The following is a 24,930-nucleotide window of genomic DNA, read 5'->3' on the forward strand; positions in this document are numbered from 1 at the left end:
GAGTTCGTCGAGTAGTCCGAGCCCCTGGGCGAGGACGTATCGAGACGCCTCACCACGTCTCGATACGCCGCTCGCTGGCGCTCGCGGCTACTCGACGAACTCGACGGCGGACGACCACTCTGGACGCCGCTCGCGACGGTGCTCGACAGCACGCGCTACCGTGAACCGCCGAATCAGGCAGCGCACGAGTAGTAGAGAAGGTCCCTGTGTCCCACAAGTTGGTGATCGTCGAGTCGCCGGCCAAGGCCCGCACCATCGGCGGGTACCTCGGCGACGGCTATGTCGTCGAGTCCTCCATCGGCCACATCCGTGACCTCCCCAACAACGCGGCCGACACCCCGGCGAAGATCAAGGACAAGCCCTGGGGGCGGCTCGCGATCGACGTCGACAACGGCTTCGAGCCCTACTACGTCGTGCCCCGCGACAAGAAGTCCCACATCTCCAAGCTCAAGAGCCTGCTCAAGGACGCCGACGAGCTCTTCCTCGCCACCGATGAGGACCGCGAGGGAGAGGCGATCGCCTGGCACCTCCTCGACGAGCTGAAGCCGAAGAACATCCCGGTCAAGCGGATGGTCTTCCACGAGATCACCAAGGCCGCCATCCAGGAGGCCGCCGCCAACCCGCGCGAGCTCGACATGGACCTCGTCGAGGCCCAGGAGACCCGCCGGCTGCTCGACCGCCTCTACGGCTACGAGGTCTCGCCGGTGCTGTGGCGCAAGGTCATGTCCGGCCTGTCCGCGGGCCGCGTGCAGTCGGTCGCGACCCGGCTCGTGGTCGACCGCGAGAAGGAGCGGATGGCCTTCAAGGTCGCCTCCTACTGGGACCTCGAGGGCACCTTCGACGCCGGCAGCAAGCACGACCAGCGGATGTTCCCCGCCAAGCTGCACACCATCGACGGCACCCGCGTCGCGTCCGGCACCAACTTCGGCCAGGACGGCCAGCTCAAGGCGAAGGCCGACGTCGTCCACCTCGACCAGCGCCGCGCCGAGGCCCTGGTCACGGCACTCGCCGACACGGCGTACGACGTCCGCTCGGTCGAGGCCAAGCCGTACCGCCGCTCGCCGTACCCGCCGTTCCGCACCACCACGCTCCAGCAGGAGGCCAGCCGCAAGCTCGGCATGAGCGCGTCGGTCACGATGAGCGTGGCGCAGCGCCTCTACGAGAACGGCTACATCACCTACATGCGTACCGACAGCACCACGCTGTCGGGCAGCGCGATCGGTGCGGCCCGCGCGCAGGTGCAGGAGCTGTACGGCGCCGAGTACGTTCCCGACGCCCCGCGCACCTACACCAGCAAGGTCAAGAACGCCCAGGAGGCGCACGAGGCGATCCGTCCCGCGGGCGACTCGTTCCGCACCCCGGCGCAGACCGGGCTGACCGGCGACCAGTTCCGGCTCTACGAGCTGATCTGGATGCGCACCGTCGCCTCGCAGATGAAGGACGCCGTCGGCCAGTCGGTGACGATCCGCCTCGGCGGCGCCGCGTCGAGCGGTGAGGACGTCGTCTTCTCCGCGTCCGGTCGCGTGATCACCTTCCACGGCTTCCTCAAGGCGTACGTCGAGGGCACCGACGACAACGCCGCGAAGGACGACCAGGAGACCCGCCTGCCCAACCTGGCCGAGGGGGACGCGGTCTCCGCCGCCTCGCTGTCGGCCAACGGGCACGAGACGAAGCCGCCGGCCCGCTACACCGAGGCCACGCTGATCAAGGAGCTCGAGGACCGGCAGATCGGCCGGCCCTCGACGTACGCCTCGATCATCGGCACGATCCTCAACCGCGGCTACGTCTACAAGAAGGGCACCGCGCTGGTGCCGGCCTGGATCGCGTTCTCCGTGGTCCGGCTGCTGACCGAGCACTTCACCCGGCTCATCGACTACGACTTCACCGCCGGCATGGAGGACGTCCTCGACGACATCGCCCGCGGCGACAAGAGCCGGGTCGCCGAGCTGACCGAGTTCTACTACGGCTCGGAACAGCTCGCCGGCCTCAAGCGGCTCGTCGACGACCTCGGCGACATCGACGCCAAGGCCCTGGCGACCTTCCCGGTGGGCGATCCGGAGGAGGGGATCGACCTGCGGGTCGGCAAGTACGGCCCCTACCTCGAGGGTCCGGGCGACGACGGTGCCCCGGCGGGCAAGCGGGCGAACGTCCCCGACGACCTGCCGCCCGACGAGCTGACGCTCGAGAAGGCCAAGGAGCTGCTCGCCAACCCGGCGGGCGAGGAGATCGACCTCGGTGTGGACCCGGAGACGGGCCTGCAGGTCGTGGCGAAGAACGGCCGCTTCGGCCCGTACGTCACCGAGGTGCTGCCGGAGGATGCTCCCAAGAGCGCCAAGCCGCGCACCGGCTCGCTGTTCAAGTCGATGTCGCTCGACACCGTCACCCTCGACGACGCGGTGAAGCTGCTCGCGCTGCCGCGCGTCGTCGGCGCCGGCGAGGACGGCGAGGAGATCACCGCCCAGAACGGCCGCTACGGCCCGTACCTCAAGAAGGGCACCGACTCCCGCTCGCTCACCAGCGAGGACCAGATCTTCGGGATCACCCTGGCCGAGGCGCTCACGATCTACAGCCAGCCCAAGCAGCGCGGCCGCGCCGCGGCGGCCCCGCCGCTCAAGGAGCTCGGCAACGACCCGGTCTCCAAGCAGCCGATCGTCGTGAAGGCCGGCCGGTTCGGCGAGTACGTCACCGACGGCGAGTACAACGCCACCCTGCGCAAGGACGACTCGGTCGAGGCGATCACCCTCGAGCGGGCCGCTGAGCTGCTGGCCGAGCGCCGGGCGAAGGGCCCGGCCAAGAAGGCCGCCAAGCGGGGCGCGAAGAAGACCGCGGCGAAGAAGACGCCGGCCAAGAAGACGGCCGCCAAGAAGGCGACGGCCAAGAAGGCGACGGCCAAGAAGGCGGCGAAGAAGTCCTGACCGGGACCGTGTCGGGCCGGTCGTCTAGGTTGCTCCCGTGACGACCTCGACCCAGGACTGGCCCGGCCAGTACGCCGACACCGGCGTCTTCGTCTGCTTCGAGGGCGGCGAGGGCGGCGGCAAGTCGACCCAGTCGCGGTTGCTCCACGACCGGCTGGTGGCGGCGGGGTATGCCGTACGCCTGACCCACGAGCCGGGCGACACCCCGGTCGGCAAGGAGATGCGCCGGATCGTGCTGTCGCCCGAGACCGGCGAGCTGGCCCACAAGACCGAGTTCCTGCTCTACCTGGCCGACAAGTCCGAGCACGTCGAGACGCTCGTGCGCCCCGCGCTGGCCCGCGGCGAGGTCGTCATCACCGACCGCTACGTCGACTCGACCCTCGCCTACCAGGGCGCCGGCCGGGCGCTGGACCGCGACGAGCTCGAGGACGTCTCGCGCTGGGCGACCGGCGACCTGCGCCCCCACCTGAGCGTCGTGCTCGACCTGGAGCCCGCGGCGGGCCTGGCGCGCTTCGAGGGCCGCGACCGGATCGAGGGAGAGGGCCTGGAGTTCCACCAGCGCGTGCGGCAGTCCTTCCTCGACCTCGCCGCGCGCAACCCCGAGCACTACGCCGTCCTCGACGCCCGCGCGCCGATCGAGGAGATCGCCGCGCAGATCTGGGAGCGCATCGAGCCGCTGCTCGTGCAGGCCGCCAGGAGCGGGTCGTGACGGTCTGGGACACCCTGGTCGGGCAGCGCCACGTCATCACGGCGCTGGAGAAGGCCGTCGCCGGTCAGGGGATGACCCACGCCTGGCTGTTCACCGGACCGCCCGGGTCGGGCCGGTCCAATGCGGCGATCGCGTTCGCCGCGGCCCTGCAGTGCCGGCAGGGCGGGCGCGGTCCCGACTGCCCCGACGGGTGCCACGACTGCCACACCGTGCTCGCCGGCTCCCACGCCGACGTGTCCGTGATCCGCACCGCAAAGCTGTCCATCGGCGTCGACGAGGTCCGTGACCTGGTCCGCCGCGCCTCGCTGAGCCCGATGGGCGACCGCTGGCAGATCCTGATCGTCGAGGACGCCGACCGGCTCACCGAGCAGGCCTGCAACGCGCTGCTCAAGGCGATCGAGGAGCCCAACGGCCGCACCCTCTGGATGCTCTGCGCGCCCACCGTCGAGGACGTGCTGCCGACCATCCGGTCGCGTTGCCGGCTCGTGACGCTCTCGACGCCGACGGCCGAGGAGGTCGCCGGCTTCCTGGTCGCCCGGGGCGTCGCGGAGCCGCTGGCGTCGTACGCCGCCCGGGCCAGCCAGGGCCACATCGGCCGAGCCCGCGCGCTGGCCTTCGACGAGGCGGTGCGCACCCGCCGCCAGGAGGTCGTGTCGATGCCGGCCCGGCTGACCGACCTCGGGCGCTGCATGGACGCCGCCACCCGGCTCGCGTCGACGGCGAAGGACGAGGCCGACGCGATCACCGCCGAGCTCGACGCGCGGGAGAAGGTCGACCTCGACGCGGCGTACGGCGTCGTCGAGCGCGGCCGCCGCCCGCGGGAGTACGGACCCGCGCTCGCCGCCCTCGAGAAGGGCCAGCGCACCCGCGCCAAGCGGCGTCACCTCGACGTGGTCGACCGCGGCCTGACCGACCTGATGTCGGTCTACCGCGACGCGATCGCGGTCGCGAGCGGCGCTCCGGGCGCACTGGTCAACGAGGAGATCCGCGACCAGGTCCAGAGCATCGTGGCCAGCTCCACGCCCGAGCTCAACCTGCGCCGGATCGGGTGGATCTTCGCCGCCCGCGAGCAGATGCTCGAGTTCAACGTGCCGGTGGCCTTGGCCCTGGAGTCGATGATGGTGGCACTGCAGGCACCGCAGCGGTGACCTGACCCGAGACCGAGGAGCTGTGTTGTGAGCAAGCGGACCCTGATCGTCGCGGTCGTCACCGTGTGGGCGCTGGTGCTCGCCGGCGCGGTCGGTGTCGGCATCGTCCTGCTCAAGGGCGACGACTCCGACGACTCGGCCGCGAAGGGCGACACCGAGGGCTCCGACGCCGCGAGCCCCGAGGGACCGGACGGGCGCACCCTCGAGGACTTCTACGACCAGTTGATCACCTGGACCCGCTGCGACCAGGACGAGTGCGGCACCCTCGACGTCCCGATCGACTACCAGAAGCCCGGCGACGGCTCGATCAAGCTCGCCGTCGAGCGCACCCGCGCCACCGGCACCCGGATCGGCTCGCTCGTCGTCAACCCGGGCGGTCCCGGCGCCCCCGGCACCGACACCGCCAAGGACGCCGACTTCTACTTCGCCGACAAGCTGCGGTCGTCGTACGACATCGTCGGGTTCGACCCCCGCGGCACCGGCGACTCGGCGCCCGTCGACTGCCTGAGCGACGACGCGCTCGACGCGTACGTCGCCGCCGACCCCGACCCGGACACCCCCGACGAGGTCGAGACCGCGAAGGAGAACTCCGAGGAGTTCTGGTCCGGCTGCAAGGCCCGCTCGGGCGCCGTCGGCGGCCACGTCAGCACGGTCGAGGCGGCCCGCGACATGGACGTCCTGCGCGCGGCGCTCGGTGAGGACCAGCTCGACTACTTCGGCTTCTCCTACGGCACCCGGCTCGGTGCGACGTACGCCGAGCTGTTCCCCGACAAGGTCGGCCGGATGGTGCTCGACGGCGCCGTCGACCCGTCCCTGTCGCCGCGCGACGGCGCGCTGAGCCAGGCCAAGGGCTTCGAGACCGCGCTGCGCTCCTACATCCAGAACTGCGTCGACGACGGCGGCTGCTTCCTCGGCGACTCCGTCGACGCCGGTCTGAAGACGATCAAGGACCTGCTCGACGGCATCGACAAGACGCCGCTGAAGACCAGCGACGCCGAGGGCCGCGACCTGACCGTCGGGCTCGCCTTCTACGGCCTGATCCTGCCGCTCTACAGCGAGGACAACTGGCCCTACCTCGACGACGGCCTCAAGGAGGCGCTCGGCGGCGACGGCTCGACCCTGCTGCAGCTCGCCGACTTCTACGGCTCCCGCGAGAACGGCACGTACAAGGACAACAGCCTCGAGGCGATCTCGGTGATCAACTGCCTCGACGACCCGTGGTCGATCACCACCGACGAGGTGCCCGCGAACTTCCCCGACTTCGAGAAGGCCTCGCCCACGTTCGGCGACGTCTTCGCCTGGGGCCTGACCGCCTGCAACGGCATCCCGTTCACCTCCACCGACGAGCCCGACCTGAAGATCGACGGCTCCGGCGCCGCCCCGATCGTGGTGCTCGGTACGACGCGCGACCCCGCGACGCCGTACGCCGAGGCGGTGGCGATGGCCGAGCAGCTGCAGTCCGGCGTCCTGGTCAGCCGCGACGGTGACGGGCACACGGCGTACAACAAGGGCAACAGCTGCGTCGACGACGCCGTCCACGCCTACCTGATCGACGGCACCGTGCCGAAGGACGGGCTGAGCTGCTGAGCCTGCTGCTCAGAGGGGCTCGATGAGCGCCTGGATCCGCTGGGTGGCCAGCTCGATCATCAGCTGAGCGGCCGGCGACAGCGTCGCGCCCGCCCGGTGCACGATCGCCATGGTGTCGTAGAGGCGCGGGCGCAACGACACCCAGCCGGCGTTCGGCGCGAGCCGCGGGAGCAGCTGGATCGCGACGCCCTTGTTGACCACCGAGTCCGCCAGCCCGCGGCCGACCAGCTCGACGGCCGTCTCGACGTCCTCCACCTCGATCCGGGTGCTCGGGTTGTAGCCGGCCTCGTTCACCATCCGCCTCAGGATGGTCCGCGCCGAGTCGGCGTCGCGCCACGTCGTCTCCGAGAGCACCAGCGGCGCCTCGGCCAGCCTCTTCGCGGTCACCGGTGCGGTCAGCCGCGACGGGTCGGCGGAGATGTAGACGAGCTCGTCGCGCGCGATCGGCCGGATGTCCATGCCCTCGTTGGTCACCGCGGACATCGCGATCATCGCCGCCTCCAGGCGGCCGCGGTGCAGCTGCTCGTGCACGTCGTTGGAGTTCTGGCCGATCAGCTCCACCCGCACGCCGGGATGCCGCTCCAGCACGTCGGCGACCAGGTCGGCGCTGACGTAGAGCCGCGAGGTCCCGAACATCCCGAACCGGATCGTCCCGGTCTCCAGCGACCGGATGCTCGCCACCGCCCGCTGCGCGTCGTCGGCCGCAGCCAGGACCTTCTCCGCGTGCGGCCGGAAGGTGTCCGCGGCCGTCGTCGGTACGACGCCCCGCCCCACTCGCCGGAACAGCTGCACCCCGAGCGACTTCTCCAGTCCCCGCACCTGCTCCGACACCGACGGCTGCGCGTACCCGAGCTCCTCGGCCGCCCGGGTCAGCGAGCGGTGCTCGTAGGTCGCGAGGAAGCAGGTCAGTTGGTGCAGCGACAGCACGTCTCACCCTCCATCCATAGGTGATCCCTAGGGATTGCTCTGGAAAGCGAGGCTACCCCTTGGATCGCCGCCGGCCCACCATGGAGGAAACGCCCCGAAGGAGGTTCGCCATGTTCGCCCACACCTGCACCACCTGCCACCGCCGGGAGCTCATCTTCCCCAGCCAGATCACCGGCATGGAGACGACCGAGCACGGCATCGTCGTCAGCTTCACCTGCTGGTGCGACGCCCCGCAGACGATGGTCACCGGCGTCAACGCCACCCGCCCGGGCGTCGTACCGGCTGCTGCTGCCTGAACCGACCCCGGGGCCGGATTCGCTCCCGGATGACCCTGCTCGGTATGCTTCCGCGGTCACCGGTCACGACTGGTGGCGGCGCCGCCTTAGCTCAGTCGGTAGAGCGAATCACTCGTAATGATTAGGTCGTCGGTTCGATTCCGACAGGCGGCTCAGTGTGATGTCTCAGGACATCGGCATAGCCCGGACCCACGGATGTGGGTTCGGGCTCAGTGCTTTTTCGGCGTGGGTCCGGGTGGTCGTCCCGTGCCCTGGTAGTCCTTGGCTGGATCGATGGTGAGCTCGCGCAGGATCTCGCCGGTGGCGGCGTCGACGATGGGCACCTGGTCGGTCTGGGCGGCGTAGGTGATGTAGGCGCCGGAGCCGCAGATGCCCGTGACGCCTATCTCGCGCGGCCCGACCAACGCGGTGGGCTACTGGGACCGACCCGCGGAGACCTTCCGGGACGGGTGGGTCTGGACGGGGACCTCGGGCGCGTGCTCACCGACGGTGCGATCGTCCTGACCGGTCGGAAGAACGAGCTGATCCGGAGCGGGGGTGAGAGGTTCTCGCCGAACGAGGTCGAGGACCTCCTCACCACCCCCACGGGGAAGGCGCAGAAGCTCCGGCTGGCCGAGCTGGGAGGGGGAAGCAACGAGTGGGCCGCCCGCGGGCCGCGCCAGGGCGAGGCGCTCGCTGTTCACGCGTCAAGGCATCCTCGACGTCGGCCCTGATATCACGGCTGCAAGAGGGGGGTGCAGGCGATGAGCTCGCGAGTATAGGTGTGGCTCGGGCGGTCGAGGACATCCTCCGTCGGTCCCGACTCGCAGATCTCGCCCCCGTTGAGTACGGCGATCCGGTGGGCAAGCGAGCGCACGGCGCCGAGGTCGTGGGTGATGTAGAGCAGGGAGAGGCCGTCCGCGGTGAGGTCGCGGAGGAGCTGGATGATCGCGGCCTGGGTGGAGACGTCGAGTGCGGACGTGACCTCGTCGCAGATCAGGACGCGCGGGCGCGCGACGAGAGCACGGCCGATGGCGACGCGCTGCTTCTCGCCGCCGGAGAGCTCGCGGGGCATCCGGTCCAGCAGGCCCAGGGGGAGCTCGACGCGCTCGGCGACCTCGCGGACGCGGGCGGTCCGTTGCGCAGTGCTGAGGCCGCGCTCGAAGGAGAGGAGCGTGCGGCTGATCGCCTCGGCGACGTTCTCACGGGGGTTCAGCGAGCGGTCGGGGTTCTGGTAGATCAGCTGCAGGGCTCGGAGCTGCTCAACGGATCGGCGACGGGCATCGGGACCCAACGGCGTTCCGTCGAGCAGGATCCGCCCTCCGGCAGGTGCCACGAGGCCCGCGACCGTGCGGCCGAGGGTGCTCTTGCCGCTGCCGCTCTCGCCGACAAGACCGACGCACTCGCCGGCCTTGACCGTGAGGTCCACGCCGCGGAGCACGGTACGTGCGCCGTGCCCGCGTCCATAGGTCACGACGAGCTCCTCGACGCGGAGCACGTCGTCGGCGCCGGGACCGGGCTCGGGGGACGGCGGGACCGGCACGACGGAGAGACGGGTCCACCGGTCGGAGTCGAAGTCGCCGCCGCGCGGGCGGTGGCCGTCCTCATCGACGACGACGCTCACGCCACGAGCATCTGGGGCGGTCGCCACCAGCAGCCGGCTGTAGGGATGGTCGGGCGTGCGGAGCACGGAGGTCGTCGCGCCCGCGTCGACGACTCGACCGGTGTGCATGACCGCGACCCGATCGGCGACCTCGCTCACGACTGCAAGGTCGTGGCTGATGTAGACGAAGGCGGCCTGGCCGGTGTCGGCGAGCTCTCGGACGAGCTCGACGATGTGCTGCTGGGTGGTGACGTCGAGGCCGGTCGTCGGTTCGTCGAGGACGACGACCTGCGGCCGTGCCGCGAGGGCGATCGCGATGGCGAGACGCTGCTGTTGCCCGCCGGAGAGCTCGAACGGGTAGCGCTTGAGCAGGGCCGGGGTCGCGGGCAGGTGGACCAGCTCGAGCAGCTCGAGGCGTCGCTCGGTGCTGTCGTCGCCGACGAAGTCGAGCGCCTCGCCGAGCAGCCGTCCGATCCGATGGGCCGGGTTGAGGCTGGTGGTGGGGTCCTGCGGGACGTAGGCGATCGAGCGTCCGCGCAGACGACGACGTTGCTTCTCCGGCACCGCCAGGATCTCGACGTGGCCGACCCGGACCTCTCCGCGGACCAGCTGCGCGCCGTCGCGGAAGTAGCCGAGGAGGGCGAGGGCGGTGGTTGTCTTGCCCGAGCCGGACTCGCCGACGACCGCGAGCACCTCGCTCGCGTTGAGCTGGAGGTCGACGCCGTCGACGATGACCCGGCCGGCGGGCGTGCGCACAGTCAGGTCGCGGACCTCGAGGACTGGAGTGGTGGTCACGGTGGCTCCGGGATCAGGCGTCGCGGGTCTGGGCGGTGGTACCGAGGGCGCGGGAGATGCCGTCGGTGAGGAGGTTGACGCCGACCGAGAGGGCGGCGACGAGCAGTGCGGGCGCCATCACGCCCCAAGGCTGGACGAGGATCCCGGTCCGGTTCTCGTTGATCATCAGGCCCCAGTCCGCCTCCGGCGGAGCCGCGCCGAGGCCGAGGAAGCTCAGCGAGGCGACGAGGATCACGGAGCTCGTGATCCGGACGCCGAAGTCGGCCAGCAGCGGGGTGAGCACGTTGGGGAGGACATCGCGGCGCAGGACCTGCCATGAGGAGTCGCCGCGGGCGAATGCGGCCTCGACATAGTCCTGGGCGACGACCTCACGGCTGGAGGCCCGCACGATCCGGAAGACGCGGGGCACCTGGACGGCTGCGAGGGCGACGGCGATCACGGCAGTCCCGGATCCGGCGCCGGCAAGCAGGACGAGGGCCACGATCAGTGGAGGAAGGGACAGGACGACGTCCACGATGCCGATGCTGAGTGTGTCGAGGAAGCGCGAGCGCAGCGCGACGAGCATGCCCCAGGTCGCGCCGACCAGGTACGCCAGTGCAGTCGCGGTGAGGGCCACGAAGAGGAGCGACAGCCCGCCGGACAGGACCCGGCTCAGTACGTCGCGGCCGAGGATGTCGGTGCCGAGGACCGCCTGGGAGGACGGGCCCTGGAGCGGGGCGCCGACGACCTGCTGGTCAGGGTGAGGCGCGAGCGCAGGCCCGATGACGGTGAGCCCCGCGACGAGGAGCACGATCATGGCGCCGATCGCTCCCTCGACCGTGCGCAGGCCGCGGGGCACTCGAATCGTGCGACGTCGTGCGGCGTGGTGGGGGGCGCTCACAGCTTCCTCCGGATCTTCGGGTTGAGGAACGCTGCAGCGATGTCGGCGACGATGCTGGCCACGAGGAAGACCGCGGTGATCAGCAGCGCGAGCGACTGCACGGTTGCGACGTCCTGGGTCGTCACGGCCTGCGTGAGGGCGCGCCCGACGCCGGGGAACTCGAACACTGCCTCGACGACCACGACGCCGCCGAACAGCCAGCCGACGTTGAGAGCGACGATCTGGAGTGTGGGACCGAGTGCGTTCGGCAGGGCGTGCTGCCACAGCACGCGACGCTCCGAGACGCCCTTGAGGCGGGCCATGGCGATGTAGGGCTGACGGAGCACGTCGATCATGCACGCCCGCACCATCCGTGAGGTCTGGGCGGCCCCGGCGAACACGAGGGTCAGCGCGGGAAGGACCATCACGGAGAGCTGTTGGCCCAGGGGGCGCAGCGTGTCGATGATCGAGACCGAGGGGAACACCGGCCACCACACGGCGAAGACCAGCAGCACGATCGCCGCCAGCACGAACTCGGGGATCGCGGCGAGGACGAGGGTCACGGCCGACACGGTGCGGTCGGTCGCGCTCGCCTCGCGGGTGCCCGACCACACGCCGAGCACGATGCCGACCGGGACCAGCACCAGCAGGGTGATCCCGGCCAGCGTCGCGGTGTAGCCGATCCGGCCCGCAATGAGGTCCGACACCGGCGTACCCGAGGGGAAGGAACGGCCGAGGTCGCCGTGCAGCAGCCCGCCCAGCCAGTCGCCGTACCGCTCGATGGCCGGTCGGTCGAGGCCGAAGTCGGCCCGGTACTGGTCGAGGAGCTCCGGCGTGGCAGAGGAGCCGAGGGAGGCCGTCGCGGCGTCGCCGGGCAGAGCCTCGATCCCGAAGAAGATCAGGAGCGAGACGACCCACAGCGTCAGTACGCCCACCCCCAGGCGGGTGAGCACGAAGCCCACCGTCCCAGGGAGTGCGATCCGCGGCCGCCGGACAGGTGCGACGGGCGCGACGGCGGTGCTCATGAGAGCGAGGCCTCCCGGAAGTCGTAGTTGCCCAGCGGGCGGATCGCGCTGGGGGTGATGCCCTGGACTCGTGGGCTGAGCGCGTCGACGTTCTTCGCGAATCCCCAGATGACGTAGCCACCCTCCTCGTGCAGCATGGTCTGTGCGTCGACCAGCGCGTCTCGTCGTACGCCCTCGTCGGCGCTCGCCATGGCGGTGTCGACGAGCTTGTTGAAGTCGGGGGAGTCCCAGTCGGTCTCGTTGTAGCTGGCGCCGGGCAGGGCGCTGAGCTGGAGGTGGCTGATCAGGGGCCGGCCGCCCCAGTGGCTGCAGGCGAACGGCTCCTTGAGCCAGGCCCGGCTCCAGTACTCGCTGGTCGGCCACTTCTTCAGCTTCACCGTCACGCCGGCCTCGGCCGCCTGCGCGGCGTAGAGGGTCGAGGACTGGAGCATGGCCAGGCCCGCGTCGGAGGTGTGCAGCTCGACGGTGAGACCCTCGGCGCCGGCGGCCTTGAGCAGCGAACGTGCCTGGTCGGGGTCGTAGGAGCGCTGCGGCAGGTCCGAGGCGTAGTACGGGTCGAACGGGCTGGAGAGGTCGTTGCCGAGGCTGCCGGCACCGAACAGCGCGTTGTCGATCATCTGCTCGCGGTCCGCGAGCAGGCGCATCGCCTGGCGCACCCGGACGTCGGTGAAGGGAGCCTTGGACATCCGCATGTACATCGTCGAGAACGAGCCGGAGGTGGTCTGGATCAGCTTGACGCTGCCGGACTCCGCGCCGTTGACCAACTCGGGCGAGACCTCGGCGATGACGTCGACGGTCCCCGAGCGCAGGGCGTTGAGCCGCGCTGCGGCGTCGTCGATGGAGACGATCTCGAGCTCCTCCACCTTCGGTGCCCCGCCGTAGTAGTCGTCGTAGCGCAGGAAGCGGCTGCGGTCGCCGGGCTTGAAGCTGTCGAACTTGAACGGTCCGGTCCCGATGGGCCTGTCGAAGCTCTTCGTTCCCATCGGCATGATCGCGACCGAGCGCTCGCCGAGCAGGGTGGGGAACAAGAAGTTGGGCCGGGACAGCACGACCTGCACGGTGCGGTCGTCGACCTTCTTGCAACGCGCGACGTCGACCTGGGACAGCGCGGCCGCGGCGTCGGCCTTGTTCTTCGGGTCGGCCATGTACTGCACGCTGTAGAGCACGTCGTCGGCGCTCAGCGGCCGTCCGTCGTGGAACGTCGCTTCCCTGACCCGGATCGTCCAGACCTGGCCGGCGGCGTCGGGCTCGAGCGACTCGGCCAGGCGGTTGACGACCTTGCCCGAGGGGTCGAAGGTGGTCAGTCCCTCGAAGATCTGGGCCGTGCGAGCCACGTCGGTCTCACTGAGCGCGCTGTTGAAGTTCAGCGTCTCGGCATTGCCGCCGCCCAGCACGCCGACCCGCAGCGTCCGGCTCGCCGAGCTGGTGGAACTCCCCGAGTCGCTGCAGGCATTGAGCGCCCCGGCGCCGAGGACGACGGCGCCTCCGGCGAGCGCGCCGTTGGTGAGGAGCCGGCGCCTGCTGAGGTTGATCTCCGACATGGTCATGGTGTCCTCCTGGAGGTGGCCCGAGCATCGGATGGGGTCCTGGTGGCCGTCGCTCCCGCGGCGCCCGATGCCGCCGAAACTACGCGGGCACGCCCGGTCAGACCCTCGCCCCCGGGGCGAATCTCTATTTGCTGCTTGGCCGCGGTGGACATCACGTCAGGTCACGGGTGCCGCGCGCCTTGAGGGCGAGCCAGAGCTCGGTCTGGGTCTCGACGTCGCCGAGGCTGCGGCCGAGCAACTGGGTCGCGCGCTGGATGCGGTTGCGTACGGTGTGGCGGTGCACGCCCATCCGGGTCGCGCAGTCGGCGATCGAGCGCTGTTCGGCCAGCCACGCGTGCAGCGTGTCGACGAGCGCACCCGTGCTGTCGGCCTCCTCCAGGGGAGACAGGACGGCGTCCGCGAACGATGCCAGGTACGTCGGGTCGGCCACGGCGAGGAGGAACTCATGGCTGGCCCCGTCGACGTACTCCACGAGCGCGCCGGTCCGGCGGCTCGTGGCGAGCGCCGAGTGTGCCTGCCGCAATGACCGCGCCGCGAGGCCGGGGCTGACCGACTGTCCGATCCCGATCGGGACGGCCAGGCCGAATGCAGCGATGGTGCCGCGTGGGTCGCTCGACGCGACGGCCTCGACCAGGCGTTCCTTGCGTCGTACCAACCCGGTGTCCAGGGCGATCGCGAGATCGGCGAGGATCTCCTCGGCCTGATCCTCCGTCGACGCCTCGATCGCGATCGCCCGGACCTCGTCGGTCGTGACGCCCAGTGCCTTGAGCTGGCCACTGCCCCGGACGTCGTCCTCGGCGGCGAGCAGGCGTGCCAGGTGGTTGGCGCGTGCCCGGCGCTGGGGTTCGTCGAGCAGCCAGCGTCGCTCGAACTCCAGGGCCAGCAAGGACGTCAACGTCGGCAGCGCGACGTCCGCGGAGTGCAGGGACGGGTGCAGGCGGGCGAGGTAGCCGGCGTGGCGGGTCGCGCCGATCGGTACGACGTGCGCACGCCCCAGCGGAGTGTCTACCGGCGCCAGGTCGGTCGTGAGTGGCGGCAACGTGACCGCGAGGTCGCTGATGAGGGTTGCAGCCTCGGCCGGCACCTCCAGCGTCGAGGAGAGGACGCGGGCCCGGCGGTCCATCAGGACCACCTCCTCGCCGGTGAACTGTCGCCAGGCGTGGATCAGCCCGCCGAGGCCGCGGCCACGGGCCGCGACGCGGGTGAGCTCCCGCTGCAGCTCAGCGCTCAGCTCGGCGACGTGCCGGTCGATCTCGGCGCGCGCATCGAAGATGGCCTTGGTGACGGCGATGAACGGGGTTGCCTCGGGAATGGCGAGCACCGGGATGCCGAAATGCTGTCCGGCCTGCACCAGACCGGACGGGACGGCGTCGTATGCCGCGCTGGCGCCGATGCCCAGAGCGAGGGCTGCCGCTCCCCGCTCCGCAGCCACGGCCACGTAGTCGTTCCAGTCGGCATCGGCGAGCAGCGCGCCCGAGGTGATGAGGAACTCGCCACCCTCGAGCCAGTCCGGCGCGTTGCGGGCCTCGGACACGTGCGCGACCTCGACCACGTTGGCCAAGGCGGCGGCGCCGGCGCAGACCGCGAGGCCCAAGGCGTCCAGGGCCACGATGTCGGCGACCGTCAGGTGTCGGTTCTCCTGCTCCATGGAAGGACCTTAGCGACGAAAGATGGACGCTGGGGAGATGGATTGCTCCCAGATTGTCCACGATGGCGATTGTCTGGGGTGGGCCGGATGCCTAGCGTCCGTTGCGCAAGCAACGGTGTCTGCCAGGAGGTTCCCTTCATGATCAAGCTGAACGAGTACTACGACGGCCAGGTGAGGAGCCTCGAGTTCGAGAACTCGCAGGGCAAGTTCACCTCGGGCGTGATGGAGCCCGGCGAGTGGACCTTCGAGGCGCCCACGCGCGAGTGGATGATCCTCACTCGCGGCTCGTGGGAGGCCCGCCTCCCCGGGACCGACGAGTACGTGCCCTTCGAGATCGGCGAGTCCTTCCAGATCGAGGGCGGTGAGTCGTTCACCGTTCGGGTCCTGGAGCCGAGCTCGTACGTGTGCCCGTACACGTGAGTCGGCTGTCCGTCGCTCAGGTCTGCTGGTGCCCCCAGGGGCACCAGCGGACCCCTGTCGAGGTCGGGCTTGTCCCGGGAATCCTCGTGAAGGCTCAGGACTCGCAGCCCGTCGGCGCAGCAGGCTCCGCGACGTGGGTCGGTGTGCCGGCCGAGCGAACGGCGGCAACCATCCCCGCGATGGTCACGCGACAACCACCGGTTCTGGTCGATCCTGATCGGATCGGGGTCGGAACCGTGTTCTCACGGCAGCGGTGGCTCAGGAGACCGGACCCTGACCAGCACGAGCGCGGTCAGGGGCCGGAGTCACTTCAGCCCGATCGAGCCTGACTGCATGTCAGGAAGGTGATGGGCGCAGAAGACCCTCGCGGACGCTCGTCCGCGAGGGTCAGGGGAAGGACCCGCCGGCAGGTCTGGGTTGACGAGCATCGGGTTCGGGAGCGTTCGCAGCAAGGCCACGGCAATGACCACCCCGCGCGTGCGATTCACCGGGCGACGCACCTGACGCAGTGTCTACTGCGGCCATCGGGCCGAGTCGTCCATCCAGGCCTGCGCAGCCCAAGCTGCGACACGGCGCAGGGCTGTCTCGGCGAGTTCGGGTGCCGGGCAGCCCTTCTGGAGTTGGGTCCTCACCGCGGCGTGCACCTTCAGCAGCGCGTGGCGGCGGTTCTGGCTGAGGCTCGGGCTCGACAGCACCGTCACGGTTCGCGCGGGCGCGCCACCCAGCGCATGCGCCAGCACTGCGTCCTCAACGAGACGAGGAGCCTCCATCAACCGGCGAAGCTGGGTCGACGGGGTGTGCACGGACAGCCTGGCGGTCGCAGCGAGCGCAGGATGCGCCCAGCGCCACATCAGGACAGCGTCGTGGACCTCGGTGCTGGACTGCGACTCCAGGTGCTGCGACTGCATGACCGGTAGACGGCACAGGACCGTGTTCCTGACGCGGTCGCGGGACTTCTGATCGTGACCCCCGGTCACACGCGTCATCCCGTTGCTGGCGCCGTTCTGCCCGCACCCGGCTCTTCCTCGGCCGCCGTCCTGTCGGCCGGCAGCGAGAGCAGCCACAGCGACTGACTCGGCTACGTCTGTTCGGGTGTCATCTCCCGCCCGCGGATCCCTCTGGTGGGCGCCCCGCGTCTCATCCACGCTGTCCCTCCCCTCGGCCGCCGGCGGTGGTGCACCCCTTCGCACCCACCGCCGGCGGCGCCCACTCTGGCCGTGCGGCTCTGGCTTGCTCTGGGCCGGCTCGTGGCATCAGTTGCGCAAGCCGCGTCAGATCACACCTCGGGCCCCGTCTTCTTGGCGTGATGTGGATCCTCGCGATCGCCCTCTGGGCGGTCATCGTGCTGACTGTGCTGGTTGGGCTGGCCCGTGCTCGCTTCGCGCTGAGCCGGGACTGGGCAATGGAGCGACCCGAGCAGACCGCATCATCAAGCGCCGCGCCGGGTGTCTACCGATCGTGATGCCACCACGTGATGCAGCCTGGGACGACGATCAGCCCGGTGAATCCGGCCGCAAGCTCGATGTCGTCGTCGAGCGCTGGGCCCAGGGTCTTGTTGCCCAGTTGGAGCAGCCGTACGCCTTGATGGTCCACAGCGGTTGGGTGACGGAGTACTTGGGGCCGTTCCCGAACGCCCTGGCCGCGGCCTGCGCAGCCGAGGACGAGATGGCAGGCAACCACCTGCTTCCCGAGGAGGAGCAGGTCTCGGTGCGGCTGCTGCCGCTGGTTGCGCCATCTGCGGCTGCCTAGGATCGCCAGGTGCCCGACAAGCACCGGCCCGACAGCCTGTCCGGCCGGCGAGAGACGCCAGGTGCGCTGATCGCCAGCGTCGCGGTGTTCCTGCTCAGCAGCGTGGTCGCAGTCTCCTGGAGCATCGCCGGCAGTCCCGGCGAGCACAGCGGCCCCAGCTCGCCCGCTGAGCACCAGACGTCGCCAGCGCAGGGCAGCCAGTCCTCCGACGAGGACGCCCGGAACAGGGAAGGCGGCGCCGTGAAGGACATCAGCTGCGTGATGGTGCTGGATCCCAGCGAGGCGGCTGCGCTGGGCGAGGACCCAACGAAGTTCCCCACGCCGGACCCCAGCGAGTGCTCCACCACCACGCGGCATCCCTGAAGCCCCGATGGACTGAAACCAGTCCGGTCGAGCGCGTCAGGATCCGTGCCCGGCTGCGTCCTCTGTTCGTGACGATGTGGATGGCTGGATCAGCCCTGTGGATGCTGGTCACGGTGCTCGCGGTGTTCGGGATCGCGCGCTACAAGTGGATGATGGTCCGTGGCTGGGATGTCGAGAGGCACCTCGACGCAGACAAGACCAGCGCAAACAGTGCGGAAGCCGAGGCTGGGCTGGACTCGTCCCCAGCCTGACTCCGGTCGTCGCCTTCTGTCGGCGAGACCGCCCGGGCAGCCGCAGCGCAGTCCGCACGGTGCTGGCGCAGGTGGTGTCCGGGCTTCTGCGCCAGCACATCTCGGTTCGGAGTCGGCCGGCCAGCGAGAGGGTGCCCGCCGCCCGGTTGGTGCCTTCTCCGTGAAGGGGGACATCCAGCTTGGCGCCCGATGATGCGGTTCCGTCACGAATCCCGAGGAACTTTCTTCGGCCGACCGCGTCATGAGCGTTGCGCTCAGATGTCCCCCCACTGGGGGAGCACGGAAGCTGGCACTGGTGCGCTGGCTTCCATCGGACACCCGCGGGACCTTTCCAGGGGGAGGGGAACTGCGGGTGTCCGAACCTCCCGTGTCATGGCCCGGGCCCAGTGCCCATGTCCCTGCCCGGGCGCCGTGCAACCCGATCAGGAGGAGTCATGAACCCCGCAGTCACAGCCCCGAACCACACGCCGATGGCGATCCAGCGTTGCACGGACCGCAGTGCTGCCGCGGGGGATGGCGGGGCCCTCGTTGGCGCCGGCGGCAGCCAGGATCTGCGGGAGGTCCCATGCCCCTCCCCAGACGTCCACGACAACGTGGTGCCGTTCCCCACGAGTGCTGAGCAGCGCTGGATCGCTCTCGAGCAGCGCCTCGTGCGCCTGTTGGAGGACGACGACCGGGCGCAGGGCCAGGGGCCGCATCTGGTCATTGCCCGCAGCGCCGTCGAAACCCGCTACATCGGGCCGTTCGCCACGCAGGCGGCTGCGATGGAGGTGGCCGTGCGCGAGCGCCGCGAGTGGGAGGCTGAGTTCTCGGCGGCTGCGGTGTCGTTCGACGTCGCGCCCCTCACCAAGGCTGATGAGCTGAGCAGCGCCGGTGACCTCGCCTGATGGCCGTGCTGCCCAGGTTGCTCTGGCTGTCGGCTCACTGGCCCGGCTCAGCCCCTCGTCCGTGAGCGTTCTGAACTTCTTCCGCACGTCGCGTCATGGCAGGTCCCCGGGTCTGTCTACCAGGCAAGGGAACCGTCACCACGGGCCCGTGGCGTGAGCGCATCGCTCTGCTCGAGTTGACCCCCGAACGGGTGTCTTTTGGGCGAGAGGCCAGCGCCATCGGCTCCGTGGGTCGTTCCCATCGTCACAAGATCCCTACATCAGCCAGCCCTGTCGCACAGGGCTGTGTCGCAGTGCTGGCGTCCCGGGTGGGGCCCGGGCCGGCTGCGCGGATCGATGGCGAACGACCGTGGGTAGTGCCCGTCAAGCCGGGTGCCCCGCCGAGACAGAGGGGACAGGTCATTGAGCAAGTCGAATGGGAGCCGCCGGGCGTGGCGGGCGTGGGTGATGAGCACGGTGGTCGGCACCGCGCTCGCGCTTGCTGCCGTGCTGATGCCGTCGCTGGCGACGTCAGCATCAGCAGCAACCGAGCCGGCGGCTGGTGACCCGGTCTGGCTCGGGAGCCCGGTGGGCTACAGCGGCACCCACTTGGTCCCGGTCTACTCGCCGCCGCCGGCGGACACGAGCAACCCGGGCACGCCGTCGTACTACGCCTACTGCATCGAGCACGACGTCAGCCTGAAGGCGAACACCGGCGGTGTCGTGGGCAGTGCCTCGGACTTCCTGGGCAGCAACTACTTCGAGACCGACCCGACGATTTCCGGCAAGGTGCTGTGGGTCCTGGCGCACAGCTACCCGGCGGTCAGCCTGGTGGACCTGGCGGCAGCCGCGGGCGTGGCGAGCATCTCGCCGAACGACGCGATCGAAGCCACGCAGTACGCCATCTGGCGCTACACCGACCTGGGGTTCGACGCAGCGTGGCCCTGGGCGTCGCCCAACTCGCAGGCCGCGTACGAGTACCTCGTCAACAGCGTCAACGGCGGCGCGACCATGTCGCCCGGAGACGTCCCATCAGTCACGGCGTCCGTCACGGCACCCGCCGGCGCCCAGCAGGCCGGCACGCTGGTCGGGCCGTTCACGGTGCACACCAACCAGCCGAGCGCCAGCCTCACCGTCGTCCCGGGTGTCGCTGTCACAGACGCGTCGGGCAACCCGGTCAACGCCGCGTCGGTGGTCGACGGTCAGCAGGTCTACCTCGACCTGCGCAACGCCACGACCGCTGGTTCGGCCACGGTCACGGTCACCGCCCAGGGCGCCGGCGGTACCGGGAAGATCATCTCGGTGCCGACGACCGTCGGCGGTACGCCGACCGAGGCCAGCCACAAGCAGACGCTGATCCTGGTCGCGGGCAGCACCGCCACCACCACCGGCTCGGCATCGGTGACCTGGACTGCGGCTCCGACCCCGTCGATCGCCACCACCCTGGTCGGGAAGATGGGCGGTACCCACACCGTCGACTGGTACCTGTCAGACCTCGTCGACACCGTGTCGTACCAGAACCTGACCCCGGGCACCCAGTACACGGTGACCGGCGAGCTGATGAAGAAGTCGGACGGCTCGGCCACGGGCATCACGGGCTCGAAGACCTTCACCCCGACCCAGCCCAACGGCACGGTCAACGTGTCCTTCACCGTGCCCCTCAGCCTCGCCGGCCAGGAGCTGGTCGCGTTCGAGAAGCTCACCGTCACCAGCAGCGGCACCGTCGTCGCGTCGCACGAGGACATCAACGACGCCGCGCAGACCGTGACCATCACGAAGCCCTCGATCGGCACCACACTGGTCGACAAGGCTGACGGCGACCACACCATCCCTGTTGGCGGTGGCACGGTCGTCGACACGGTCGCCTACCAGAACCTGGCGCCGGGCATTCAGCACACCGTCACCGGTGAGCTGTACCGCAAGTCCGACGGCACGGCGACCGGCATCACCGCGACGAAGACGTTCACGACGAGCGGCACCGGCAACGGGACTGTCGACGTCGAGTTCACGGTCCCGGCCGGCTACGCGGGTGAGTCGTTGGTGGCCTTCGAGAAGGTCACCTACGCCGGCAGCAACACCGCCATCGCGAGGCACGAGGACATCAACGACACCGCGCAGACGGTCACGGTGGGCAAGGCGCCGGTCATCGGCACCACGCTGACCGACAAGGCCGACGGTGACCACGTCATCCCCGCCGGCGGCGGAACCCTCGTCGACACGGTGGCCTACCAGAACTTGGTCCCCGGCACCGAGTACACCGTGACCGGCGAGCTTCGCCGCAAGTCTGATGGCACGGCCACGGGCATCACGGGCTCGAAGACCTTCACTCCCGACACCGCCAACGGCACGGTCGAGGTGGAGTTCGCGGTGCCGGCGGGCTACGCAGGCCAGAAGCTGGTGGCCTTCGAGGAGCTCACGGTGACCGCTCAGGAGCCGGTCGTCGCGTCCCACAAGGACATCGACGACGCCGCACAGACCGTGTCGGTGGACAAGAGCGTCCCGGCCGTGAACACCCAGGCCAGCGCGGCCACGGTGACCATGGACGGTGCCAGCGTTGCCCTGCACGACACGGTGACCATCACCGGGTTCGTCGCTGGTGCCACTCCGGCCAGCACGGGCACCGCGACCCTGTACGGGCCGCTGACCTCGGTGAACGACGAGGTGTGCACGCCGGCCAACGCCGTGGGCACGGTCAGCCTCACCCCGGCCAACGGGACGATCGCCACGCCGAGCATCACGGTGACCGAGGCGGGCATCTACACCTGGCAGGTCACCCTGACCGCGGACGACCGCAACCAGGCTGCCAGCCATCCCTGTGGCATGGCCGAGGAGACCACCAAGGTCATCAAGTCCCAGGTTGGGGCGGGGGAGAAGTCGAAGGTCGACCTGACCACCGAGACCTCCCACGCCGAGGTCGAGCCGGGTGCCCAGGTGTCCGACGAGGTCACGATCACCGGCTTCGTCCCCGGCCACGGTGCCACTGGCTCCGCGACGCTGTACGGTCCGTTCGCCTCGCGCAGCAAGATCACCTGCACGCCGGCCCATGCCGTGGCCACGGTGGCCTTCACGCCGGCCAACGGCACCGTCGAGACGCCCAAGGTGGAGGTGAACCGCACCGGCTACTACAGCTGGGTCGCCTCGACCACGGCTGACAGCCACAACACGGCCGCCACGCACGCCTGCGGCCTGGTCTCGGAGACCACGGTGGTCCGCAAGGACCAGTACGCGGTTCCCGTGGTCAGCACGGGGTTCAGCAACGACGGCTGGGACGGTGCGGCCCGCCGTACCGTGCAGAAGGTCTCCATCCCCTCGATCGGTGTCAACGCGCGCAGCTCGCTCGTCGGCATCAAGCGGGGCACGATGCAGGTGCCCGGCAACGTGGCCCGCACCGGCCAGCTCACCCAGTCCGCTGCGGCCGGTGACCTGATCGGCACGACGGTCATCGCGGGTCACGTCTCGGACCGGCACGATCGTCCGGGTGCGTTCTGGAAGCTGACCAAGATCCGCAAGGGCAAGGTCGTCACGCTCTGGCAGAACGGAAAGAAGCTCAAGTACCGGGTCACCGGCGTCGAGAGGTTCTCGCGCACGCAGAAGCTGCCCGAGCGGTTCTTCTCGACCACCGGTGAGCACAAGCTCGTGCTGATCAGCTGCGCGGGCAAGGTCACCACGCCGGGAGGCGGATTCCACTACCGCCAGAACGTCGTCGTGACCGCGGTTCCGATCGGCTGAGCCCGACCAACCGATGCCTACGGGCTGAGCAGACCGAGCAGACCGACCGGCGTGGCCTGGACACCTTCCAATCCCCGGGCCGTGTCGGTCTCCAGCTCCAGGCGACACCTTCAACCTCGACAACCGCCAACCTCGACAACCGGCGCCTGACGGCACCGTCGACACACACAGACTCCGGCGGCGGCGGTGCTCCCGCCGCCGCCGGAGCGTTCCGGGGCACCCAGCCGGCTGCCCGCCCGATCCATCGACGACCAGCTACTCCCCGCAGGAGCGAGCAGATGACCGAACCCCATCTCGACCGTCACCACCCTGATCCCCAGGACGAGCCCGGTACCTCGACCGCCCGCCGCAAGAATCCGCGGCACCAGCCTGCGGTGATCGAGGAGCACGGTGTCCGCGTCGACCCGTTGGCCATGCGCGTGTGGCGAGACGGCCTCGAGATCCGCCTCAGCCGGATGGAGTTCAGGCTCCTGCACTGCCTGATCGCCAACGCCGGCACCATCGTGAGCCGCCCTCAGCTGATGCGCGAGGTGTGGAACACGACCTGGCCCACACTGGCCTCCTCAAAGACCATCGACGTCCACCTGGGCTGGGTGCGCCGCAAGCTCGGCGACGACCCTGCTGCGCCCCGCCTGATCACCACCATCCGCGGGCAGGGCCTCAGGTTCGAAACGGGCTCCTGAGCCCGTGCCGGGCCCGCCGGTGTGGGCGCCGCGCCGGCGGGGTAGACACCGCACGGCCACGACCCACGCCAACCCATCCCGAGGAGCCCCCATTGGCTGACGCTGCCGGATTCGAGGTGGCCACCGGGGCATTGCGCAGTGCCGCCGCAGACTACGCAGCCATGGCAGCCGCCTACCCGAGCGCACTGTCCTACGCCCAGCGTCGCCTGGTCGTCCCCGATGGCGGCAACATCATCGAGTCCATCAAGTACGAGATCGAGCGGGCGCGCACCGACCTCTTGGCGGCCTACGCCGACGGCGCGCCGCTGCCGGCCTATGTCACGGCGATGGACGCCGCGTTGAGGGACACCGCCACCGACTACGACAACGTCGACCGGGCCAAGCGTGCGGAGTTCGACGCGCTGCTCCAGAAGATCGCCGTGCCCACGAACGAAGACGGTGCACCCGACTGGGGGTTCGACGCCAACGGCGAGAACGCCGGCCTCACCGCCGCTGACCTGACCGCGACGCTGGCACCGCCGGGCGACTTCTTCGAGGGCCTGGACATGTGGCACGACATCACGAACAACGTCAGCCACGTCGTGAGCTGCCTGTGGGTCTTCGACTTCCTTACCCAGACGCCGTTCTACTACGAGCTGCCCAAGCCCACCGAGGACCTGCGGACGATGCTGACCGGCCAGTGGGAGGCAGTCGGCGAGGTCTCCCAGGCGCTCACGTCGCTCGAGGAGTTCCACCAGCGGCTCCAGGACGAGTCAGCCGCCAGCGCGATGCAGATGCAATCCCATTGGAGGGGCCTGGCTGCGGACTCGGCGATGTCGTCGCTGTCCACCTTCGACGAGGCCGTGGCCGACCACGTGAAGAACCTGGCGAAGACCTCGAACGGCTTGAACGGGTTCGCTGTGGGCATGCGGTTCGTCACGGATGCGATGTGCAGTCTCCTGGACAAGATCGTGGGCGTCGTCATCGAGTTCTGCAAGTTCAACCCGATGGACGTCCTGGAATCGCTCGCGCGTGGTTCCAAAGAGCTCCTGAAGTGGATCAACCTCATCTCGAAGATGGTCGACCTGGTCATCTTGTGCATCGACCTGCTGTTCGCGCTGGTTTCGGCCTTCCCGCTGACCCTGGGCCAGTGGTGGAACTACCCCGGTCTCAAGACGCCCAGGGCGGACGTGCCGGTGTTCGCGGCACCCGACGTGAACGGACCGGCAGCATGACCGGCCAGATGCCCGTCAGCGGGACCGGCTTCGACCTGCCGCCGGTGCCGCGTGACCCCGACCAGCTGCTGCGCTACGCGCGCCAGCACATCGGCGAGATCCAGGCCCAGGTCGACGACGAGATCCGCACCCTTCCGAGGCTGGCCGGCGCTGGTGCCCAGCGCGACCCGGTCCTCGAGGCCGTGCGCCGCAGCAACGACCCGGGGTTCCACGCGCTCTGGGACCGCGTCCAGCGCGGCGAGGCCGAGGAGAGCGAGCTGCGCCGTCATCCCGAGTTCGGCCGGGGGATGGTCGCGCTCGCCGCGGAGCTGCGGGATGGCTACCGATGAGAGCACGGGCAGGCGCAGGCACGCCGGCGGCCACAGTCCGGCCGCGGCGATGTCGACACAGCCTCGGGCGGGCTGCAACGGCGCTTGCCTGCGCTCGGGGTGGTCTCGCTGTTGCGGTGTCCACTGCTCTGGCCGTAGCGCTGGCGGGCTGCTCGACGAAGGGCGGCCTGCCAGCACCGAACTGACGTACCGCAGTGAGAGCGAGACGTACACGATCCGGACGAACACCGGATTCCTCATCTGTCCGACATCAGCTGAGCGCTGCGACCTGTCCCAGGAGGGGCGGCC

General features: G+C 69.9%; 22 protein-coding genes and 1 tRNA gene. 15 read left to right on the forward strand and 8 right to left on the reverse strand.

All coding sequences use genetic code 11. The features are described from left to right. Positions 1–206: 206 nt before the first annotated feature. From topA to ACZYRU_RS19070, 4 genes are read left to right on the forward strand one after another with little or no spacing between them, the layout of a single operon-like run. Positions 207–2,915, forward strand: coding sequence for a type I DNA topoisomerase (topA, locus tag ACZYRU_RS19055; protein ID WP_488958673.1), 2,709 nt, complete (start codon positions 207–209; stop codon positions 2,913–2,915). 37 nt (positions 2,916–2,952) lie between these two features. Next, a complete protein-coding gene (tmk, locus tag ACZYRU_RS19060) occupies positions 2,953–3,624 on the forward strand; it encodes a dTMP kinase (RefSeq protein WP_488958674.1) in 672 nt (223 codons plus the stop codon). Beyond that, on the forward strand, positions 3,621–4,772 hold the full coding sequence (locus tag ACZYRU_RS19065) for a DNA polymerase III subunit delta' (RefSeq protein ID WP_488958675.1): 1,152 nt from the start codon (positions 3,621–3,623) through the stop codon (positions 4,770–4,772). The genes tmk and ACZYRU_RS19065 overlap by 4 nt, the downstream gene beginning before the upstream one ends. Before the next feature lie 27 nt (positions 4,773–4,799). Then, positions 4,800–6,359, forward strand: coding sequence for an alpha/beta hydrolase (locus ACZYRU_RS19070; RefSeq protein WP_488958676.1), 1,560 nt, complete (start codon positions 4,800–4,802; stop codon positions 6,357–6,359). Positions 6,360–6,368: 9 nt separating this feature from the next. On the opposite strand, the gene ACZYRU_RS19075 is transcribed toward ACZYRU_RS19070, so the two are convergent. Continuing rightward, on the reverse strand, positions 6,369–7,286 hold the full coding sequence (locus tag ACZYRU_RS19075; protein WP_488958677.1) for a LysR family transcriptional regulator: 918 nt from the start codon (positions 7,284–7,286) through the stop codon (positions 6,369–6,371). 110 nt (positions 7,287–7,396) lie between these two features. Here ACZYRU_RS19075 and ACZYRU_RS19080 point away from each other — a divergent pair, with 110 nt between their 5' ends. After that, positions 7,397–7,582, forward strand: a complete 186-nt coding sequence (locus ACZYRU_RS19080) for a hypothetical protein (RefSeq protein WP_488958678.1) — start codon at positions 7,397–7,399, stop codon at positions 7,580–7,582. A gap of 80 nt (positions 7,583–7,662) precedes the next feature. Next, positions 7,663–7,735: transfer RNA gene (locus tag ACZYRU_RS19085), tRNA-Thr, on the forward strand. Positions 7,736–7,791: 56 nt separating this feature from the next. On the opposite strand, the gene ACZYRU_RS19090 is transcribed toward ACZYRU_RS19085, so the two are convergent. The 6 genes from ACZYRU_RS19090 to ACZYRU_RS19115 form a co-directional block, all read right to left on the reverse strand. Then, complete coding sequence (locus tag ACZYRU_RS19090) at positions 7,792–7,986, reverse strand: hypothetical protein (RefSeq protein ID WP_488958679.1); 195 nt, start codon at positions 7,984–7,986, stop codon at positions 7,792–7,794. 311 nt (positions 7,987–8,297) lie between these two features. Beyond that, on the reverse strand, positions 8,298–9,959 hold the full coding sequence (locus ACZYRU_RS19095) for an ATP-binding cassette domain-containing protein (protein WP_488958680.1): 1,662 nt from the start codon (positions 9,957–9,959) through the stop codon (positions 8,298–8,300). A 13-nt stretch (positions 9,960–9,972) separates the two neighbouring features. Further along, entirely contained in the window at positions 9,973–10,839 is an 867-nt protein-coding gene (locus ACZYRU_RS19100; RefSeq protein WP_488958681.1) for an ABC transporter permease, read from the reverse strand. Next, positions 10,836–11,843 carry an ABC transporter permease gene (locus tag ACZYRU_RS19105; RefSeq protein ID WP_488958682.1) on the reverse strand — a complete coding sequence of 336 codons (1,008 nt, stop codon included), beginning with the start codon at positions 11,841–11,843 and terminating at the stop codon, positions 10,836–10,838. The genes ACZYRU_RS19100 and ACZYRU_RS19105 overlap by 4 nt, the downstream gene beginning before the upstream one ends. Beyond that, positions 11,840–13,390 carry an ABC transporter substrate-binding protein gene (locus ACZYRU_RS19110; protein ID WP_488958683.1) on the reverse strand — a complete coding sequence of 517 codons (1,551 nt, stop codon included), beginning with the start codon at positions 13,388–13,390 and terminating at the stop codon, positions 11,840–11,842. The genes ACZYRU_RS19105 and ACZYRU_RS19110 overlap by 4 nt, the downstream gene beginning before the upstream one ends. A 151-nt stretch (positions 13,391–13,541) precedes the next feature. Continuing rightward, the gene (locus ACZYRU_RS19115) at positions 13,542–15,038 is read right to left on the reverse strand and encodes a helix-turn-helix domain-containing protein (RefSeq protein WP_488958684.1); all 1,497 of its coding nucleotides are present in this window, start codon (positions 15,036–15,038) and stop codon (positions 13,542–13,544) included. Between the two features lie 138 nt (positions 15,039–15,176). On the opposite strand from ACZYRU_RS19115, the gene ppnP reads away from it, so the two are divergent. Next, on the forward strand, positions 15,177–15,458 hold the full coding sequence (ppnP, locus tag ACZYRU_RS19120) for a pyrimidine/purine nucleoside phosphorylase (protein ID WP_488958685.1): 282 nt from the start codon (positions 15,177–15,179) through the stop codon (positions 15,456–15,458). A 512-nt stretch (positions 15,459–15,970) separates the two neighbouring features. Here the strand turns inward: ppnP and ACZYRU_RS19125 are convergent. Then, complete coding sequence (locus ACZYRU_RS19125) at positions 15,971–16,366, reverse strand: hypothetical protein (RefSeq protein ID WP_488958686.1); 396 nt, start codon at positions 16,364–16,366, stop codon at positions 15,971–15,973. Positions 16,367–16,916: 550 nt separating this feature from the next. On the opposite strand from ACZYRU_RS19125, the gene ACZYRU_RS19130 reads away from it, so the two are divergent. From ACZYRU_RS19130 to ACZYRU_RS19165, 8 genes are all read left to right on the forward strand, one after another. After that, complete coding sequence (locus ACZYRU_RS19130; RefSeq protein ID WP_488958687.1) at positions 16,917–17,207, forward strand: hypothetical protein; 291 nt, start codon at positions 16,917–16,919, stop codon at positions 17,205–17,207. Positions 17,208–17,216: 9 nt separating this feature from the next. Next, positions 17,217–17,570, forward strand: a complete 354-nt coding sequence (locus tag ACZYRU_RS19135) for a hypothetical protein (RefSeq protein WP_488958688.1) — start codon at positions 17,217–17,219, stop codon at positions 17,568–17,570. 68 nt (positions 17,571–17,638) lie between these two features. Continuing rightward, complete coding sequence (locus ACZYRU_RS19140; protein ID WP_488958689.1) at positions 17,639–17,821, forward strand: hypothetical protein; 183 nt, start codon at positions 17,639–17,641, stop codon at positions 17,819–17,821. Between the two features lie 434 nt (positions 17,822–18,255). Then, positions 18,256–18,708 carry a hypothetical protein gene (locus ACZYRU_RS19145; RefSeq protein ID WP_488958690.1) on the forward strand — a complete coding sequence of 151 codons (453 nt, stop codon included), beginning with the start codon at positions 18,256–18,258 and terminating at the stop codon, positions 18,706–18,708. Between the two features lie 447 nt (positions 18,709–19,155). Further along, positions 19,156–22,416 (forward strand): VaFE repeat-containing surface-anchored protein, encoded by a 3,261-nt coding sequence (locus ACZYRU_RS19150; RefSeq protein WP_488958691.1) that lies wholly within the window; start codon positions 19,156–19,158, stop codon positions 22,414–22,416. 278 nt (positions 22,417–22,694) lie between these two features. After that, entirely contained in the window at positions 22,695–23,099 is a 405-nt protein-coding gene (locus ACZYRU_RS19155) for a winged helix-turn-helix domain-containing protein (RefSeq protein WP_488958692.1), read from the forward strand. Between the two features lie 92 nt (positions 23,100–23,191). Beyond that, the gene (locus ACZYRU_RS19160) at positions 23,192–24,313 is read left to right on the forward strand and encodes a WXG100 family type VII secretion target (RefSeq protein WP_488958693.1); all 1,122 of its coding nucleotides are present in this window, start codon (positions 23,192–23,194) and stop codon (positions 24,311–24,313) included. After that, positions 24,310–24,642: a hypothetical protein gene (locus tag ACZYRU_RS19165; RefSeq protein WP_488958694.1), complete on the forward strand. Its 333-nt coding sequence runs from the start codon at positions 24,310–24,312 to the stop codon at positions 24,640–24,642. The genes ACZYRU_RS19160 and ACZYRU_RS19165 overlap by 4 nt, the downstream gene beginning before the upstream one ends. The last annotated feature ends 288 nt before the right edge of the window (positions 24,643–24,930 follow it).

It is taken from the genome of Nocardioides sp. F233, from assembly GCF_057813895.1.